General features: G+C 68.4%; 12 protein-coding genes. 3 read left to right on the plus strand and 9 right to left on the minus strand.

Annotation, left to right across the window (positions count from 1 at the left end; all coding sequences use genetic code 11):
• Nucleotides 1-26 precede the first annotated feature (26 nt).
• The gene (locus tag B2G71_RS12150) at nucleotides 27-2,735 is read left to right on the plus strand and encodes a LuxR C-terminal-related transcriptional regulator (protein WP_098106051.1); all 2,709 of its coding nucleotides are present in this window, start codon (nucleotides 27-29) and stop codon (nucleotides 2,733-2,735) included.
• A gap of 96 nt (nucleotides 2,736-2,831) precedes the next feature.
• Here the strand turns inward: B2G71_RS12150 and B2G71_RS12155 are convergent, their stop codons facing one another.
• Together B2G71_RS12155 and B2G71_RS12160 are read right to left on the minus strand one after the other, a co-directional pair.
• Nucleotides 2,832-4,307 (minus strand): acyl-CoA reductase, encoded by a 1,476-nt coding sequence (locus B2G71_RS12155; RefSeq protein ID WP_098106387.1) that lies wholly within the window; start codon nucleotides 4,305-4,307, stop codon nucleotides 2,832-2,834.
• A 7-nt stretch (nucleotides 4,308-4,314) separates the two neighbouring features.
• Nucleotides 4,315-5,763 carry a long-chain fatty acid--CoA ligase gene (locus B2G71_RS12160; protein ID WP_141521565.1) on the minus strand — a complete coding sequence of 483 codons (1,449 nt, stop codon included), beginning with the start codon at nucleotides 5,761-5,763 and terminating at the stop codon, nucleotides 4,315-4,317.
• 151 nt (nucleotides 5,764-5,914) lie between these two features.
• Here B2G71_RS12160 and B2G71_RS12165 point away from each other — a divergent pair, with 151 nt between their 5' ends.
• Both B2G71_RS12165 and B2G71_RS12170 read left to right on the plus strand, forming a co-directional pair.
• Nucleotides 5,915-6,604 carry a TetR/AcrR family transcriptional regulator gene (locus tag B2G71_RS12165; protein ID WP_168176351.1) on the plus strand — a complete coding sequence of 230 codons (690 nt, stop codon included), beginning with the start codon at nucleotides 5,915-5,917 and terminating at the stop codon, nucleotides 6,602-6,604.
• A 170-nt stretch (nucleotides 6,605-6,774) separates the two neighbouring features.
• Entirely contained in the window at nucleotides 6,775-8,409 is a 1,635-nt protein-coding gene (locus tag B2G71_RS12170; RefSeq protein WP_098106058.1) for a globin-coupled sensor protein, read from the plus strand.
• Between the two features lie 13 nt (nucleotides 8,410-8,422).
• Here the strand turns inward: B2G71_RS12170 and B2G71_RS12175 are convergent, their stop codons facing one another.
• The 7 genes from B2G71_RS12175 to B2G71_RS12205 all read right to left on the minus strand — a co-directional run bounded on the left by B2G71_RS12175 (nucleotide 8,423) and on the right by B2G71_RS12205 (nucleotide 16,121).
• On the minus strand, nucleotides 8,423-8,557 hold the full coding sequence (locus B2G71_RS12175) for a DUF2474 domain-containing protein (RefSeq protein WP_098106060.1): 135 nt from the start codon (nucleotides 8,555-8,557) through the stop codon (nucleotides 8,423-8,425).
• Nucleotides 8,557-9,564, minus strand: coding sequence for a cytochrome d ubiquinol oxidase subunit II (cydB, locus tag B2G71_RS12180; protein ID WP_098106062.1), 1,008 nt, complete (start codon nucleotides 9,562-9,564; stop codon nucleotides 8,557-8,559). The genes B2G71_RS12175 and cydB overlap by 1 nt, the downstream gene beginning before the upstream one ends.
• On the minus strand, nucleotides 9,561-10,994 hold the full coding sequence (locus B2G71_RS12185) for a cytochrome ubiquinol oxidase subunit I (protein WP_098106065.1): 1,434 nt from the start codon (nucleotides 10,992-10,994) through the stop codon (nucleotides 9,561-9,563). Before B2G71_RS12185 ends, cydB begins: the two co-directional genes overlap by 4 nt.
• 234 nt (nucleotides 10,995-11,228) lie before the next feature.
• On the minus strand, nucleotides 11,229-11,963 hold the full coding sequence (locus B2G71_RS12190) for a M23 family metallopeptidase (RefSeq protein WP_240530133.1): 735 nt from the start codon (nucleotides 11,961-11,963) through the stop codon (nucleotides 11,229-11,231).
• Between the two features lie 152 nt (nucleotides 11,964-12,115).
• Nucleotides 12,116-12,928 carry a ferritin-like domain-containing protein gene (locus tag B2G71_RS12195; RefSeq protein WP_276306917.1) on the minus strand — a complete coding sequence of 271 codons (813 nt, stop codon included), beginning with the start codon at nucleotides 12,926-12,928 and terminating at the stop codon, nucleotides 12,116-12,118.
• Nucleotides 12,925-13,398, minus strand: coding sequence for a peroxiredoxin (locus B2G71_RS12200; protein ID WP_098106070.1), 474 nt, complete (start codon nucleotides 13,396-13,398; stop codon nucleotides 12,925-12,927). The genes B2G71_RS12195 and B2G71_RS12200 overlap by 4 nt, the downstream gene beginning before the upstream one ends.
• Before the next feature lie 2 nt (nucleotides 13,399-13,400).
• Nucleotides 13,401-16,121, minus strand: coding sequence for a bifunctional [glutamine synthetase] adenylyltransferase/[glutamine synthetase]-adenylyl-L-tyrosine phosphorylase (locus B2G71_RS12205; protein ID WP_098106072.1), 2,721 nt, complete (start codon nucleotides 16,119-16,121; stop codon nucleotides 13,401-13,403).
• Nucleotides 16,122-16,246: the final 125 nt, after the last annotated feature.

Here is a 16,246-nt window from a genome sequence, read left to right on the forward strand (position 1 = left end):
TTGCGCGCGAGGAGAGCCGCGAGAGCGTGAGCCATGCGAAGATGATGGGGCCTTCCGAAAGCACATCGTCGCGCATGCGGGCGGCCCGGCGCCGCCTTCAGCCGCCCCGACCGCCGGCGGACACCGAAAACCAGGCTTCCGTCCTGCGCTCGCTGAACGCCGCCCGGCATACCCCGCTGACGCTCGTCATCGCTCCGGCCGGGTTCGGCAAGACCACGGCGCTGGCGCATTGGTGCGAGGCGCTCGCCGGGCAGAATGTCGCCACCGCCTGGTACAGCGTGGCGACGCCCGAGCAGGACCCCGTCGCCTTTCTGGCCATGGTGTCGCGTTCGCTCGCCAGGGCCGGGCTCGATTGCCCGGCCGAGACCGACGTATTGGGCGGCATGTCGGCACCGGCCCTGCTGGACGCGGTCATTCTCGCGCTCGATCGCTGGCGCAAGCCGCTCGTGCTCATCATCGACGAGTACGAGCGCGTCGATTGCGCGCCGGTCGCCGAACTCGTCGAGACGATCGTCGAGAACCTCCCGCCCGATCTGCACATCCTCATTTCGGGACGCACCAAGCCGAGACTGCCGTTCGCGACCTGGCGACTGCAGGGATTGACGCGCATCATCGAGGCCGCCGATCTCGCCCTGTCGCAGGAGGATGTCGCGCGCGCGCTGAGCATCGAGGCCGATCCGGCCGAGGTGGAGCGGCTCTACACGCTGACCCGAGGCTGGCCGGTCGCCGTCCAGCTCTACAAGCTGTGGCGCGCGCAGGTCGGCCTGGAGGCGAATACGCGCAACTTCACCGGCAAGGTGGAAGAGGTCGCGAACTACTTCGCGCAGCGCGTGTTCGATACGCTCTCCGAGGAATGCCGCGGCCTGCTGATCGAACTCGCGATTCTCGAAGAGATCGAAGTGGCCGCGGCGGACCAGGTCCGCGCGAAGACCGACAGCGCCCCGCTGCTGGCCGAGATCGAAAGACATCTCGGGCCCCTGCTGTCGCGCACGGACGCGGCCGACGTGGTCGCCTACAGGCTGCATCCGCTGCTGCGATCCTATGCCCATGCGGAGCTGGAGAAGCAGCCGACCCTGTTCTCGGCCGTACGCCTGGCCGCGGCCGAGTGGCTCTGGGAAAACCAGCACTATCCCGAATCCGTGCGGCTCTATGTGCAGGCGGGCGCGCAGGACCGTTTCCTGGCGCGCCTCACCGGTCTCCAATTGATCAAGCTCTTCCTCAACTACGGCAATGCCGAACTCCGGCTCATCGTTCGCGAGGTTCCGCAGGCGGTGATCGACCGCTCGCCCCGCCTGCGGATGATGCTCTGCCTCATCCATTTCAAGGAAGGCCTTTTCGCCGAATCGCGCCGCCTGCTTGCGGCGCTGAGGGCCGAAACGGAGGATTACCGCCGCGATCCGGACGGCGATGCGCGAAGTCTTGAGATCGAGGGAAACGCGCTCGAACTGCTGTTCGACACCTATATGCGAGGCATGCCCGAGCAGCCGGAGGCGACCTGCGAGCGGACCATGGAGCTGGCGCGAGACGTTCCCCTGGTCTGGGCATGGTGCCACAACGTGATGCTCGTGGTCTTTCAGTTCAGGGGAGAGATGGATGCCGCCGAGCAGGAACTGAACGCCGCTGCCGCCGTCTACGAATCGATCAGCATGACGAGCTTCGCCAGCCAGCATCTGGAAATGCACCGCATCCTGATCGCGCTGGCGAAAGGCGTCCTGCATCAGGCGGCAAGGATCGCCGGCGGGCTCGTCCGGCATCCGCACCAGATCCCCGCCGGGGTCAAGGACCCGGGGCTTCAGACCATGGGGCGCCTGACCCTGGCGATTGTCGACTATTACCAGAACCACCGTCTCGGCGCGGCCGACATGGTGGCTTTCGCGATCAAGCAGTTCGGCGTTGGCGAGGCATGGTCCGATCACCGTGCCTTTGCCTGGCCCGTCATGCTCGACGGCGCCTGGCGGCGTCATGGCCTGGACGAAGTGATCGACCAGATCGAAAGTCATCGCGCCCAGATGCGCCAGCGCGACGTTACGGCCTCCACCGCGCTGCTCGATGCCCTGGAGGTCGGATACCTGGCGCGTTCGGGGAAACTGGATCGCGCGAAGGCGCGGATCGTCGAAGCGGGGCTCGAGCAGATCGCCAAGGGCGAGGTGCCGGCGGCGGGATGGCACGCGTGCGAGCAGTCGCGACTGGCGCTTGGGCGGGTCGCGCTGATCGAGGAGAACTGGCCCCGGCTCCGCGAGATCGGCGAGACGATGGTCGCGACCGGCGCGAACCTTGGGCGCGTGGCCGGCGAGATTCACGGTCATCTGCTGCTGGCGCTGGGCCATGACCGGCAAGGTGACGGGCCAAGCGCGTCGGTCAGCCTGCGTTCCGCGCTGCGGCTGGCCTTGCCCGAGCAGTGGCTGATGCCCTTCGCCCAATACGGCGAGGCGCTCAAGCCGCTCCTGTTGCGCGTGCCGTCAACCGGCCTCGGCGGCGCCGAGCAGGTGCTCGTCGAGCGGATCGTCGGTGCCTTGCAGGAGGAGCAGAAATCCGCCGATCCCAATGCGCTCAGCGAGCGCGAGGCGGAAATCGTCGCGCACATCGCGGAAGGCGCCTCCAACAAGCTGGTGGCGCGCCGCCTGGGCATCAGCGACAATACGGTGAAGTTCCATCTGAAGAAGATCTACGCCAAGCTGGGCGTCTCGAGCCGCCAGGCCGCTGTGGCCCGAGTGATGGAACAGCATCTCTTGTGAATTCCGGTTCCTGGGCCGGTCCCGGCGCCCGCGGACGTGCCCGGCCCGAACCCTGGTTCCGGGCCCCACATCCTTCCGCTGTCGGGCGGCGCGGGCTCAGGCGACGACTTTGATCTCCTCGTTCGAACACTCCCAGAACGGTTTGCGACCCGGCAGGGGCTCTTCGGAAATGATCCATTTCACGATGCGGCGCATCGGCTCGATCCCGTCCTGCGGACCGACGAGGCCGGGGCCGTTGAAGGCGTAGCCCAGCGAGACGAAGCGCTGTCCGCCGTGCAGCGCGCCCTTGTGGCGCACGATCTCGCGCAGGCTTTCGGGGTAGACGCCGACCGTCTGCGTATAGGCGTCGACGACGTCGAGAACCTCGTCGATCGTGTCGACAGGGATGAGATTGACGGTGCGGTCGGCCAGGTACTCCCAGAACTCGACCCGGTCGGGCGTGTGCGAGACCAGCACCGCTCCCTCGCCGTCCTCGCCGCCGATCACGGTGTAGAAATCGTCCGATAGCCGCAGCATGTCGACTTGCGACTTGAGCTCGGGATCGTAGCGCTTGGGCTTGGTGGTCAGCGCCTCGGGCAGCCGCATCATCGCGTCGTAGGTCTTCTGGCCGAGCTGCCTGAGTTTCGCGACGCCCTCGTCGTCGGTCCCGCAGGTGACGTAGACCATGCGGCAGGCCGCGCAGGCGGTCTGGTTGCCGGTGGCGACGTCGGTCGCGATGCGGTTCGCAGCTTCGTTCATCATCGCGTCGTCGTCGAGCGCCTCGCCGCCCACGATCGAGGCAGAGCGCTTGGGATCGAGGCTGATCAGCTCGATGCCGGGCTGGATGTACTTGGTGACATGCTTGACCGAGGCGAAGCCGCCCCAGGCGCAGATCTTCTCGATGTTGTGCGGCTGGTAGAGGCGGCTTTCGAGCGCTTCGTCGCCGCCGCGCCAGTAGGCGACCGCAAGGTGTTTGGTGACCGGATGATCGGGCGCCATGTCGACCATGGTGCGCGCGATCGCACCCGTGGTGAAGGGATCGTTCGAAGGCACCTTGATGATCGTGTCGCCGCGCGTGACCGCGCCGCGGATCACCGTGAGTGCGCCGAGCACCGGCCCGTTGCCCGCGACGATGTGCAGCGTGCGCGCGCCGTAGGCGCGGATTCCCACGCGCGACCCGTTGATGTCGGTGGTCTTCCAGCCTTCGAGGTAGTCGATGCCGATGTTGAAATCGACCATGCCGCGAATGCGGTCCTTGTCGAACATGAACGGCATGTCGTGGAAGAAGCCGTCCATGATCGGCTTGGTCGTGGGCGCGGTGGCGTAGGAGTATTCGAGCGCTTCCTGCAGATAGGGATTGTCCTTCAGGTGGAGGCGCTCGCCCAGTTCCGCCAGATAGTCGAGAATGTCCTCGAGGCTGATCTCGTAGAGGTCCTCCATCAGCCTCGGGCTGGCGATGGGGATCTGGTCGGCGATCGCGTGCGGATCGGGTGCGAGGAACGTGATGTCCCCGCCGCGCCCGCCGAATTCGACGAGGTCGGTCTCGATCACCTTGCCGCGCAGCACGGCGTAGGAAATGGGTCGCTTGGCCATCATCGCATCAGCCTCCGAAGTTGGTGAGGAAATCCATTGCGTCGGCCTGGGCCTGCGGCGTGGCGGCGCACGAGATCTTGTCGTCGCCGCCCTGGATCTCGCTGACGCGGTTGATCTGCTTTTCCATCGCGTAAGAGGTGCGCCCGCATTCGCACGGCGTGTCCCAGTCGATGGTGACAACGTCGCCGGTGACAAGCCCGCCCCAGCACGATTCGGCGGTCATGTCGAAGAAGGCGGCGCGCCCGGTCTGCTTGCCGGCGCGCGGCAGCGGCTGGCCGCTGTCGAGATCGAGCAGGTAGGGGGTGACCCAGGGCAGCATGTGATAGCGGTCGTGCTCGCACAGCACCGAGAAGCTGTTCATTTCGGTCATGCCGTAGGCGCTGATCATGCGCGGCGTGTTGAAGAAGGTCTGGATCACGTCCTCGAGATCGTCGGGCAGCGGCACCCCCTTGGCGCCGCCCCCGCCCATGAACACCGAATCGGGCGCGAAGACGCCCGAGACGCCTTCCTCGAGCCCGCGCTTGGCGACCTGGTAGAGCAGGTTCGACGTGCTCATCACGAAGACGCGTTCGCCCGCCAGTTCCTTGACCATGCGGTTGACGAAAGCGAGCTGCTGGGCGGGCATGTCCTTCTGCTGCTGCTCCCACTCCGCCTTGCGCGCGAGCAGCGCGGGCGGCACGTCGACCTTGCCGACGTCGCCCTTGGCCTGCGCGGCGCGCAGCCGGGCGGCGAGCCACATGAGGTCGCTCGAAAGCTTGAAGTCGAAGCAGTAGTGCCAGTAGTCGGGGTCGCCCTTGGCGAAGACCTCGCACGAATACTTCCCGAAGGCGCCCATCGAGGCGTGCCCGTCCTTGTAGAGTGGGATGATCGCGTGGATCTTGTCCTCGATGTCGCCGGGCCTGGGGTCCTCGCCGAAGGTCTGCGCAAGCTGGACGCGCATTCCGGTCATCGAGATGCGGTAGTCGCGCTTGGACTTGGGATAGAACGATGCCGTTCCCGACGAACCCGACGAGGCGCCGACGTCGAGCGGGGTCTCCTCACGCAGCCTGGTCAGCCAGGAATCGATCGAATCGCAGTCCGAAACGTCGACCTCCTCGGGGTGATGGCGCGTCAGCTTGGAAAGCCAGGTGTTGAGCTTGCCGTACTGCTGCTTCGCCAGCAGCGAGACCGGATAGGACTTGTAGATATCGTGCGGCAGCAGCAGCGGGGCGAGCGCCACGAGGCTGTCGACCTGCTCGATCCCCTGCGCGTCGGCGAGCTTGCCCAGCATCGCCACCTGCTCGCGCCGCTCGGCCAGCCGCATGTTCATCGCGGCGAGCTGCACCGCCTCGACATGCTCGCGCTCGAGCGAGTGGATCCTGGTGTTGTGATACCCGAAGTGCTCGTAGGGATCGTTGGCCCAGGCTTGCGCCTCGCGCTCGATCGTCAGGTCCTTGGGCGCTGCTGCGGTCGCCATCGGCTCTCTCCCATGCCGCACCGGCCTTGATTCGCCGGTCATCGATTCGCAGCCTGCGCCTCCGATCGCGCAAAATCAACCAAGTGGTTGGTTGTTTCCTTGCCGGGCAAGAGCTAGACGCTTTCAGGCAACCGATGCGAAGGAGCGGCGATTGGCGAGCAGATCGGACGACAAGGCGGCGCGGGGCGCCGAACCGGGCGCACCGCAGCGGCGCAAACGCGCCTATCTGCCCGCGGCAGAGCGGCGCCGGCAGATCATCGCCGCCGCCCAGCAGGTCTTCGCCCGCAGCAATCTCAAGGGCGCGCGCACGCGCGACATCGCGGCGGCCGCCGCCGTCAACCAGGCCACGATCTTCGAGCACTTCGCGAGCAAGGAGGCCTTGTTCGAGGCCGCGGTGATCGAACCGCTGGTCGAGGCGATGCAGGGCATGCACGCGCGGCGTCGACGCTATGAGGATGCGTCCGGGCCCGAGGAACTCGCCGAACTCGCGGCCGAATCGGCACGGCGCCATGTCGAGGACACGGTCGAGGTGTTCCCGCTGCTGGTCGCCGCGCTGTTCAGCGACCCGGACATGGGCCGCGCCTTCTACCGCGAGCACCTCGATCCGCTGATCCGCGCGCGCGGCGAGATTCTGGAAGGTCTCGAACGCGACGGGCTCGATCCCGAATTCGTCGGGCTGGCGATCTTCGGTATGCAGATCGCCATCGGGCTCGACCGCCATTTCGAGGGCGGCATCACCGGCGGCCGCGGCGAGGACATGTCCCGCGCCGCGAGCCAGTTCGTGCGCATGGCCACCGGCGGCTTCGCTCGCAGCAGGCAGGCCCGCCCCAAGCGAAATTAAAGCGGCCAGCGACGTGATGGCCTCGTTTTGCGTCGGGGGAGGAGCGCCTGAACCCGAAATCGCGGGGAATTGCGGGCCGTGTCTATGCGTATTCGATCCTAAAGCCGGCGCTAGTCATGCCGGGTGTATCGCTGCGCCCCTAGAGTTCTTCCAAGGGACAACCGACCAGCATGTCTGCAAACCAGAGCCAAACCCAGATCGACCGCGTCGAACGCCTTCGCCATTTCGGCCTTGAGGACAGCGACATCGCCCGGCTGCCGCGCATTGCTGCGGCGATGCGGCGTTTCGCGCCCGCCGCGCTCGACCGCCTCTACGCCAAGGTCGAGCGCAACCCGCGGCTGTTCAAGCTGTTCGGCAACAACCGGTCGCAGATGACCCATGCCCGCGAGGCGCAGATCGCGCACTGGCAGTCGATGTTCGCGGGCGAGCCGGGCGAAGCCTACCTCGGCAATGCCGAGAAGATCGGGCGCACCCACGCCCGAGTCGGGCTCGATACCACCTGGTACATCGGCGGCTATGCCACCGTGCTCGACGAGATGATCGTGCGGATGCTGCGCAACGCTCCGCCGAGCCGGCTCGACGGCGGTCGCACCGCGAAGTCGGTGGCTACTCTCGTCAAGATGGCGTTGCTCGACATGGACCTGGCTGTCCTCGCCTATTTCGCGGCCGAAGAGGAAAAGCGGGCCGAGATCATCGATCGCCTCAACGACACGCTTGCGCAAGTCGAGGCCGATCGCGTTGCGCGCGAAGACGCGGTGCACCGCATAGGCGAGGCGCTCGCCTCGCTCGCCGCCAACGACTTCACCGCCCGACTCGAAGAGCTGCCCGGCGACTTCGCGAAGCTTGGCACCGACTTCGAGGAAATGCGCGCCAACGTCAGCAAGGCGCTGACCGCCGTTGCCCAGTCGGTGAGCGGCATCAATACCGGCTCGTCCGAGATCCGCGCGGCGGCGGACGACCTGGCGATGCGCACCCAGCAGCAGGCCGCCTCGCTCGAGGAGACCGCGGCGACGATGGAACAGCTCACCGCCGGTATCGCGGCGGCGGCGACCGGCGCCGAGGAAGTCAACGTCAAGGTCGTCGAGGCCAACGAGGAAGCCCGGACCGGCGAGGAAGTCGCGCGCCAGGCGGTATCGGCGATGGAGACGATCCAGCGCTCGGCGCACGAGATCAGAAAGATCATCGAAATGATCGACGGCATCGCCTTCCAGACCAACCTCGTCGCGCTCAACGCGGGCGTCGAGGCGGTTCGGGCGGGCGAGGCGGGCAAGGGCTTCGCGGTCGTCGCCAACGAAGTGCGCGCGCTGGCGCAGCGCTCGGCCGAGGCGGCGCGCGAGATCAAGGAACTCGTCACCGGCAGCGTCAACCAGGTCGAGAAGGGTGTCGAACTCGTGCGTCATTCGGGCGACGCCTTCACCCGCATTACCGGGCGCGTCGGCGAGATCGCCGAGCGGGTGAGCCACATGAGCGAAAACTCGCGGGAGCAGTCGACCAGCCTGCAGCACGTCAACGTGGCGGTGCGCGAGATGGACCAGATGACGCAGCAGAACGCGGCCATGGTCGAGCAGACGACCGCCGCCTCGCGCAGTCTCGCGGGCGAGGCGCAGGATCTCGACGCGATGGTCTCGCGCTTCCGGCTGTCGAACGACGAGGGCGTGGTGCAGCTTCCCTCGTTCCGGCCCAAGAAGATCTCGCGTCCGCCTGCGGCAGCGGCCCCGGCCCCTGCGCCGCGCCGGATCGCGGCCGCGGGCGGCGGTGCGCAGGCGGCCGTGTCGACCAAGGCCGAGGACTGGAGCGAGTTCTAGGCGCGCCTCGCGCTCAGGCGCCGAGCCAGGTTCTCAGGACCCAGGCAACGGCGCCGAGCGCGAGGACGCTCGCCGCCCAGATCGCGGCCATCCAGCCCAGCCGCTTCCACAAGGGCGCCGCATCGGCCTCGACCGGCTTGCCGCGCATCAGTGGTAGCCTTCGGCGCCGACCTTGCCGCGAAACACCCAGTAGGCCCAGCCGGTATAGGCGATGATCAGCGGCATCGTGATCGCGACGCCCACCAGCATGAACACCTGGCTGCGCTCGGGCGCGGCGGCGTCCCAGATCGTGAGCGCGTCGGGAACGACGTAGGGCCACATGCTCACGCCGAGCCCGGCCATGCCAAGCAGGAACAGCCCGAGCGCGAGCCAGAAGGGCGCGACGTCCCTGCGCTTCGCTAGGCTGCGGAACAGCAGCACGGCGATGATCAGCGTCAGGAGCGGCACCTGGCTTGCGAAGTAGATCCCGGGGGCCTCGAACCAGCGCCGCCAGTACGTCTCGTCGAGCAGCGGGGTGTAGAGGCTCACCGCGCCGAGCATCGCCAGCGTCGCCACGGCGGCGCGTTTCGCCACCTTGAAGGCATGGTCCTGCGCGCTGCCGTCGAGCTTCCACACCAGCCAGCAGGCGCCGAGCAGGGCGTAGCCGGCGACCACGCCGAGGCCGGTCAGCAGGGTATAGGGCGTGAGCCAGTCCCACCACGAGCCGGCATAGGCGCGGTCGGCGACCTCGATCCCCTGAAGAATCGCGCCGAGCGTCATGCCCTGCGCCAGCGCCGCGACCAGCGAGCCGGCGAAGAAGGCGAAGTCCCAGTACTTGCGGTGCGCCGGATCGCGCCAGCGGAACTCGAAGGCGACGCCGCGAAACACGAGGCCGAGCAGCATCGCGATGATCAGCGGATAGGTCGCGGGCAGGATCACCGCGTAAGCGAGCGGGAAGGCGGCGAAGAGGCCGCCGCCGCCGAGCACCAGCCAGGTCTCGTTGCCGTCCCACACCGGCGCGATCGCGTTCATCGCGCGGTTGCGCCCTTCGCCGACGCGGAAGGTGGGAAACAGGATGCCGATGCCGAGATCGAAGCCGTCCATCACGACGTAGGCGAAGACGCCGAAGGCGATGATGAAGGCCCAGATCGTCGTGAGGTCGAAATTGACGGTCATGGCCGGTCGGTCCCTTCGCCGCGCCGGGCCTCGTGCCGCGCAGGGCCGGGCGTCACGCCGGCCGTGCGCACCGGGCCGCTCTCGGACTGCTCGACGCCGCCTTCATGCGGTTGCGGCGCCTTCTTCATCAGGCGCAGGATGTACCAGGTGCCGATCGAGAAACAGACGAAGTAGACGATCACGAAGCCGAGCAGCGAGGCGCCGACCGCCGGCGCGGCGAGCGGGCTCGCGGCATCGGCGGTGCGCAGCAGGCCGTAGACCGCCCATGGCTGGCGGCCGACCTCGGTCGTCACCCATCCGGCGATCACCGCGACGAAGCCCGAGGGCGCCATGACCAGCGCGGCGCGATGCAGCCAGGGCCAGGCGTAGAGCTTGCCGCGCGCCCGCGCGAGCAGGCTCCACAGCCCGATTCCCAGCATCCCGAAGCCGAGCGCGACCATGATGCGGAAGGCCCAGAACACGATCCCGACCGGCGGCTGGTCGGCGGGCGCGATGGTGTCGAGCCCGGCGAGCGGCGCATCGAGCGCGTGCTTGAGGATCAGCGAGGACAGCTTGGGAACCTCGATCGCGAGATGGACCTTCTGCGCCTCCTGATCGGGAATGCCGAACAGGATCAGCGGTGCGCCGTCGGGGTGGCTCTGGAAATGGCCCTCCATCGCCATGACCTTTGCGGGCTGGTGCTCGAGCGTGTTGAGCCCGTGCGCGTCGCCCATGAAGATCTGCACCGGCGCGACGAGCGCGGCCATCCACATCGCCATCGAGAACATCTTGCGCGCGTGAAGGTTGCCGCGGTCGCGCAGCAGGTGCCACGCGCCGACGCCGCCCACCGCGAAGGCCGTCGTCAGGTAGGCGGCGATCACGGTATGGACGAGCCGGTAGGGAAAGCTCGGGTTGAAGATGATCTCGATCCACGAATCGCCCGGCAGGAACTGGCCGTTGGCGCCGGTCTCGAAGCCTTGCGGAGTCTGCATCCACGAGTTGACCGACAGAATCCAGAAGGCCGAAACGAAGGTGCCGGCGGCGACCATGAGAGTCGCGGTGAAGTGCAGCTTGCGCCCCACGCGCTCCATGCCGAACAGCATCACGCCGAGGAAGCCCGCCTCGAGGAAGAAGGCGGTCAGCACCTCGTAGGCCATCAGCGGCCCGATCACCGGGCCCGCCTTGTCCGAGAAGACTGCCCAGTTGGTCCCGAACTGGTAGCTCATGACGAGGCCCGAGACGACACCCATCGCGAAGGCGACCGCGAAGATCTTCAGCCAGTAGCGGAACAGGTCGAGGTAGAGGTCTCTGCCCGTGCGCAGCCACAGCCCCTCGAGCACCGCGAGATAGCTCGCGAGGCCGATCGAGAAGGCGGGAAAGATGAAGTGGAAGCTCACCGTGAAGGCGAACTGGATGCGAGCCAGAAGCAGGGCGTCGGCACCGTCAAACATGGCCGCGACGAATACCGGGAGAGTCGAGTCCGGCCAAGGGCTATTCGCGCACGTGCCATGCCGCGCGCTGCAACCTCGGTCCGGCGGCGCCGCCGGACCGGCCACCCGCTGCGCGCGCGGACCTCACAGGAGGGGAGCGAAAAGAAAAGGCGGCCTCACGACCGCCTTTCCTCCTCTCCAAATCGCAAGGACCGGGCGTGCGGCCCGGTCCCTAACTCGTCTATCTCCGGTGGTTCAGCCGCCCTTCGCGTCGCCTTCGGACGCGGCAAGCTCGGTCGCCTGCATGTAGGGAATGGGATTGACCGCCTCGCCCTTCACGCGGACCTCGTAGTGGAGGTGCGGGCCGGTCGAGCGACCGGTCGAGCCGACGAAGCCGATGATCTCGCCCTTGCGCACGCGCTGGCCCTCGGCGACGTTGAGCCGCGACATGTGGCCGTAGCGGGTCTGCAGTTCGCCGCCGTGCTCGATCGAAATGAACAGGCCATAGCCGCCGAACCAGGACGCCTTGCTGATGACGCCGTCGGCGGTCGCGTAGATCGGCGTGCCGATCGGCGCGCCGAGATCGATGCCCTTGTGGCCGCGAAGACCGCCCGTGACCGGGTGGACGCGCATGCCGAACGAGCTGGTCAGGTGGTAGCCTTCGAGCGGGGTGCGCGAGGGGATCGAAACCGCGGGCGTGATCGCCGAGCGGCCAAGCGCGCCTGCCTGCCCGGCGGCTTCGGCGACAGCGGCGAGCGCGGGCACGCCGGTCTTCTCGAAGGTCTGCCAGGAGTTGAAGATCTTGCGGAACTGCTCGTCCTCGGCGCCGGTGGCCGACTGGTTCGCGGCCTGGGCGGCGCGAAGCGGAGCGGCGATGTCGGCATTGGCGCTGCTGTTGGCCTGGGCCGGTGAGGCGGCGATGAAGACTGCCGCGGCAGCAAAGGTGCCCGTAACGATGCGCACCTGGGTAAGAAACTTTTCTACGACCACTCGCAATACCTTGTTTTTCGGCAGCACGTAAATTTCACGCGCCGCTTGAGTTCAAGTGTCTTGCGGCTCCGTTCGTCGGAACCTGCCTAATTTTCATGGAGATGGTCGGAACCCCCCGCCGTCTCGCGAGTTGGACCTATCCCGCACCCCGGTTAACAAGCAAGGGCGGCATAGTAATCAAGCGATAAACCGGCCCGTCGACGCGCTGAGTCGTTGAATGGCGGTTTGAGCCGCCCGCGAAAGTTAAGCGAAACCAACTCGCGCCATAAGGAAACCGGCGCAGTTCCGCGGGTTTGCGCGACCGCGGCGAAATGGCTTGTCCCGAAACGCACGTGGCGGATTTCGTCGTCAAGGATTCGCTCGAGAATGCGCGCGCCCCGTTCGTCGCCGTTCGCCGCGACGCGATCGCGGGTCGCCGGCGTGACGTCGAGCCCGCGCGCTTCGAGCACCATCGGCACCACCGCGAGTCGCGCCGCGACGTCGTGGCGGGTGTCGTGCGCCGCCTGCCACAGCCCGCCGTGGGCGGGCAGGTCGCCGTAGCGTGCGCCCATCGTCGCGAGATGGCGGTCTAGCAGCGCGAAGTGCAGTGCCTCGTCGGCAGCGACCGAAAGGAAATCGCCGACGAATCGTTCGCCCATCGCCGCGCCGAACCGCCCGGCCATGTCGAGCGCGAGGTCGATCGCGACGAACTCGATATGCGCGAGCGAATGGAACAGCGCGATCCGCCCGCGCTCCGATCCGGCCTTGCCGCGCTTGGGCATCTTGCCCGGCGCGAGCAGTTCGGGCCGCGCCGGCCGGCCGGGAGTGTCCGGCATCTCGGTGTCGAACGCGAAGCCGAGGCGTCCGAGCCGCCAGTCGCGCGCGACCCGCCGCGTCGCCATCACCTTGGCACGCGCGTCGCTCTCGAGCAGCGCCGCGCGAATCGCCGCCGTGACCGAGGGCCTGGAGGGGCCAGCTCCGCTCAAAGTGCCCTGGCCGCCTCGAGCACGGCCTCGGCGTGGCCCTTGACCTTCACCTTGTCCCACACCCGCGCGATCGTGCCCGCGGCATCGATGAGATAGGTCGTGCGCACCATGCCCATGTAGGTGCGGCCGTAGTTCTTCTTCTCGGTCCAGATGCCGAGCGCGTCGGACAGGCCGTTTTCCTCGGCATCGCTCGCGAGCGGGGCCTTGAGGTCGTACTTCGCGATGAAGTTCTGGTGCTTCTTCGCCGAATCCTTGCTGACGCCGAGCAGAGCGACGCCGGCTTCGTCGAACGCGGGCTTGAGCGCGGTGAAATCCTGGTTCTCGGTGGTGCAGCCGGGTGTGCTGTCCTTGGGATAGAAGAACACCACGAGCTTGCGGCCCCTGAAATCCGAGGCCTTCACGCTGCCGCCCTCGGGCGTTTCCAGCGCGATGTCGGGGAAGGCGTCGCCGACGCCGGGACGAGTGCTCATGGTCAGACCTCCAGTTGCTGATCGAACAGGCCGGCCCATACGCCCGCGATCGTCGCGCGCGCCTCGGCCAGCCTCGCCAGAAGCTCGTCCCAATCGCCGCATCCGCAGGCCTTGGCAAGCGCCGCGCGGGGACCGGGCAGCGGTTCGAGCGCGTCGGGCGCGAGCAGCCGCGCCGCGACGAGGAACCGCGTCAGCTCGTCGTGCGCGGCGAGGAGCGAGGCAGGCAGCGTACCGCGCGCGGCGAGGTCACCGATCGCGCCGCGCAAGTCAGGGCGAAGTCCGGCCCGGTCGCGAAGCTGGACGAAGTGGACGAGGAATTCGAGGTCGACCAGCCCGCCGCGCGACAGCTTGACGTCGAGCGGCCCCTTGCCCGGCTTGTGCTCGGCCATGGTCGCGCGCATCTCGAGCACGTCCTTGCGCAAGCGCGCCGGATCCCGCGGCATGGTGAGCACTTCGCGCACGATCGCGTCCAGCGCCGCGCGCGCGGCGGGAGAGCCGTAGATCGGCCGCGCCCGGCACAGCGCCATGTGTTCCCAGGTCCAGGCCTGCTCGCACTGGTAGCGCGCGAAGCTGTCGAAGCTGGCGGCGGGCGGGCCCTGGTTGCCCGAGGGCCGCAGCCGCGTGTCGATCTCGTAGAGCGCGCCCTCGGCGGTCGGCACCGACAGCGCGGCGATCACCCGCTGGCTGAGCCGGTTGTAGTACATCGTCGCCCCGAGCGGGCGCGCGCCGTCTGATTCGCGGTCTGTCCCGCCGGTGAAGAGGAACACCAGATCGAGGTCGGAGGCATGGGTGAGCACGCCCCCGCCCATCCGGCCCAGTCCGAGCACCACCAGCTCGCTGTCCGTGATCGCGCCGTGGGTCTCGCGAAATTCGGCCACCGCCGCGTCGGTGAGCACCCGCGTCGCGGCTTCGGCGATGCGCGCCAGGCCTTCGCCCACCGCGATCGGATCGTTGGCGCCGTCGATCAGTTGCACACCGAGTGCGAAGCGTTCCTCGCCCACTTCGCGGCGCACCCGGTCGAGCTTGATCTCGTAGTCGTCGCCCGCCTCGAACCGCGCGAAACCGGCGGCGAGCGCGTCGACATCGCCCGGCAGTTCGAAGGCGGTCGCGTCGATCAGCGGATCGAGCAGGTCCGCGCGGCGCGCGAGGGCGTCGGCGAGCGGCGGCGCCAGCGAAAGAATCCGCGCGAGCTGATCGAGCAGGCCCGGGCGCGCCTCGAGCAGGCGGAACAGGTTGATCGCGCTCGGCAGGTTGTTGAGCAACTGCTCCCAGCGCGCCAGGGCCCGCTCGGGTTCGGGCGCGGCGGCGATCGCGGCGAGCAGGTCACCGCGAATCGCGTCGAACGCGGCGCGTGCCGCGTCCGAGCGCAGCGCGCGCATGCGGCCGCTCTCCCACGAGGCGATGCGCTCGCCCAGCGCTTCGGGATCGGCGAAGCCCAATGCCTCGAGCTGTTCGGACAAGCGCGCCGGGGAGGGCGCGGCGGGCTTGTTCGCGGGCGCGCTCGCCGCGAGCAGCGCATCGTAGCGCTCGCCCACTGCTTCGGTGATCTCGCGCAGTTCGGCGATCAGCGCGGCGCCATCGGACAAACCGTCGAGCCGGGCGACGCCATCGAGCGCTTCGGCGGTCTGGGGCAGGGCGTGGGTCTGCTGATCGAGGACCATCTGCAGGCGGTGTTCGACTTGGCGCAGGCGGTCGTAGCTCTCGCCCAGCAGCCGCGCCTCGTCGGCGCCGATGAGGTCCGCCGCCGCCAGCGCGTCGAGCGTCGCGCGGGTGCCGCGCAGCCGCAGCGAGGGATCGCGGCCGCCGTGGATGAGCTGGTGGGTCTGCGCGTAGAACTCGATCTCGCGAATGCCGCCCCGGCCCTTCTTGAGATCGAATCCGGGGCCGACGAGTGGCCCGCCCTTGGCGTTGGCGCGGATCTGCGCGGTCAGCCGCCCGACTTCGGCGATCGCGCCGAAATCGAGGCTCTTGCGCCACACGAAGGGCCGGATCGCGGCGAGGAAGGCCTCGCCTCCGGCGATGTCTCCGGCCGCCGCGCGCGCACGGATGAAGGCGGCGCGCTCCCAGGCGAGCGCCGAGGATTCGTAATGGGTCAGCGCCGCGTCGACCGAAATGGCCAGCGGGCTCACTTCGGAGGCCGGGCGCAGCCTGAGGTCGACGCGAAAGACGTAGCCCTCGCTGTTCACCGTGCCGAGGATCTCGACCAGCGAGCGCGCGACCCGCTGCGCGGCCTCGCCCGGATCGTCGCGCTCGCGGCGCGGCAGCGTGGCGGGATCGTAAAGCAGGATCGGGTCGATGTCCGAGCTGTAGTTCAGCTCGCGCGCGCCGTGCTTGCCGAGCGCCAGCGCGAAGAATCCGGCGGGCTCGCGCTCGGCGTCGTGGGCGGGTACGCGGCGGCGGATCGCCTCGCCGATCGCCGCATCGAGCGCCTCGTCGGCGAAGTCGGACAATTCGCCGGTGACGCGCAGCAGCGGAAAGGCCCCGGCGAGGTCGCCGATCGCCAGAGCGAGGGCCAGGGCCTGCTTTCTCCGGCGCAGCGCCGAGGCGACATCGGGTGCCTGCGCGCCGGCGGCATGGGCGAGCGCCAGCGCGGCGTCCCCCTCGCCCGCTTCGAGCCGTTCGACCAGCGCGGGATGCCGGTCGAGCAGCCCGGCGAGATAGGGCGCGTGGGCGCGGGCGCGGGCGATCGCCCCGGTCCAGTCGGCTTGGTGCCTCTCCGTCATGGTCCTCCCCTGCCGCCGTCGGTCCCGCGAGGCAAGTGGGGCCGCCTCGCCAGCCGTTCGCGGCCGTGCCCTTGTGCGCTTCGGTGCCGCCGCCTAGGCTGCGCCGCCTGGCACCAGTTACCTAG

Origin of the sequence: Novosphingobium sp. PC22D (assembly GCF_002556635.1) — a bacterium.
Taxonomy (GTDB): Bacteria; Pseudomonadota; Alphaproteobacteria; order Sphingomonadales; family Sphingomonadaceae; genus Novosphingobium.

Coding starts and splice junctions, on each gene's coding strand:
- B2G71_RS12155 (WP_098106387.1), bottom strand. CDS start 4,307: ATGGCCAAGCGACCCATTTCCTACGCCGTGCTGCGCGGCAAGGTGATC.
- B2G71_RS12160 (WP_141521565.1), bottom strand. CDS start 5,763: ATGGCGACCGCAGCAGCGCCCAAGGACCTGACGATCGAGCGCGAGGCG.
- B2G71_RS12170 (WP_098106058.1), top strand. CDS start 6,775: ATGTCTGCAAACCAGAGCCAAACCCAGATCGACCGCGTCGAACGCCTT.
- B2G71_RS12175 (WP_098106060.1), bottom strand. CDS start 8,557: ATGCGCGGCAAGCCGGTCGAGGCCGATGCGGCGCCCTTGTGGAAGCGG.
- cydB (WP_098106062.1), bottom strand. CDS start 9,564: ATGACCGTCAATTTCGACCTCACGACGATCTGGGCCTTCATCATCGCC.
- B2G71_RS12185 (WP_098106065.1), bottom strand. CDS start 10,994: ATGTTTGACGGTGCCGACGCCCTGCTTCTGGCTCGCATCCAGTTCGCC.
- B2G71_RS12200 (WP_098106070.1), bottom strand. CDS start 13,398: ATGAGCACTCGTCCCGGCGTCGGCGACGCCTTCCCCGACATCGCGCTG.
- B2G71_RS12205 (WP_098106072.1), bottom strand. CDS start 16,121: ATGACGGAGAGGCACCAAGCCGACTGGACCGGGGCGATCGCCCGCGCC.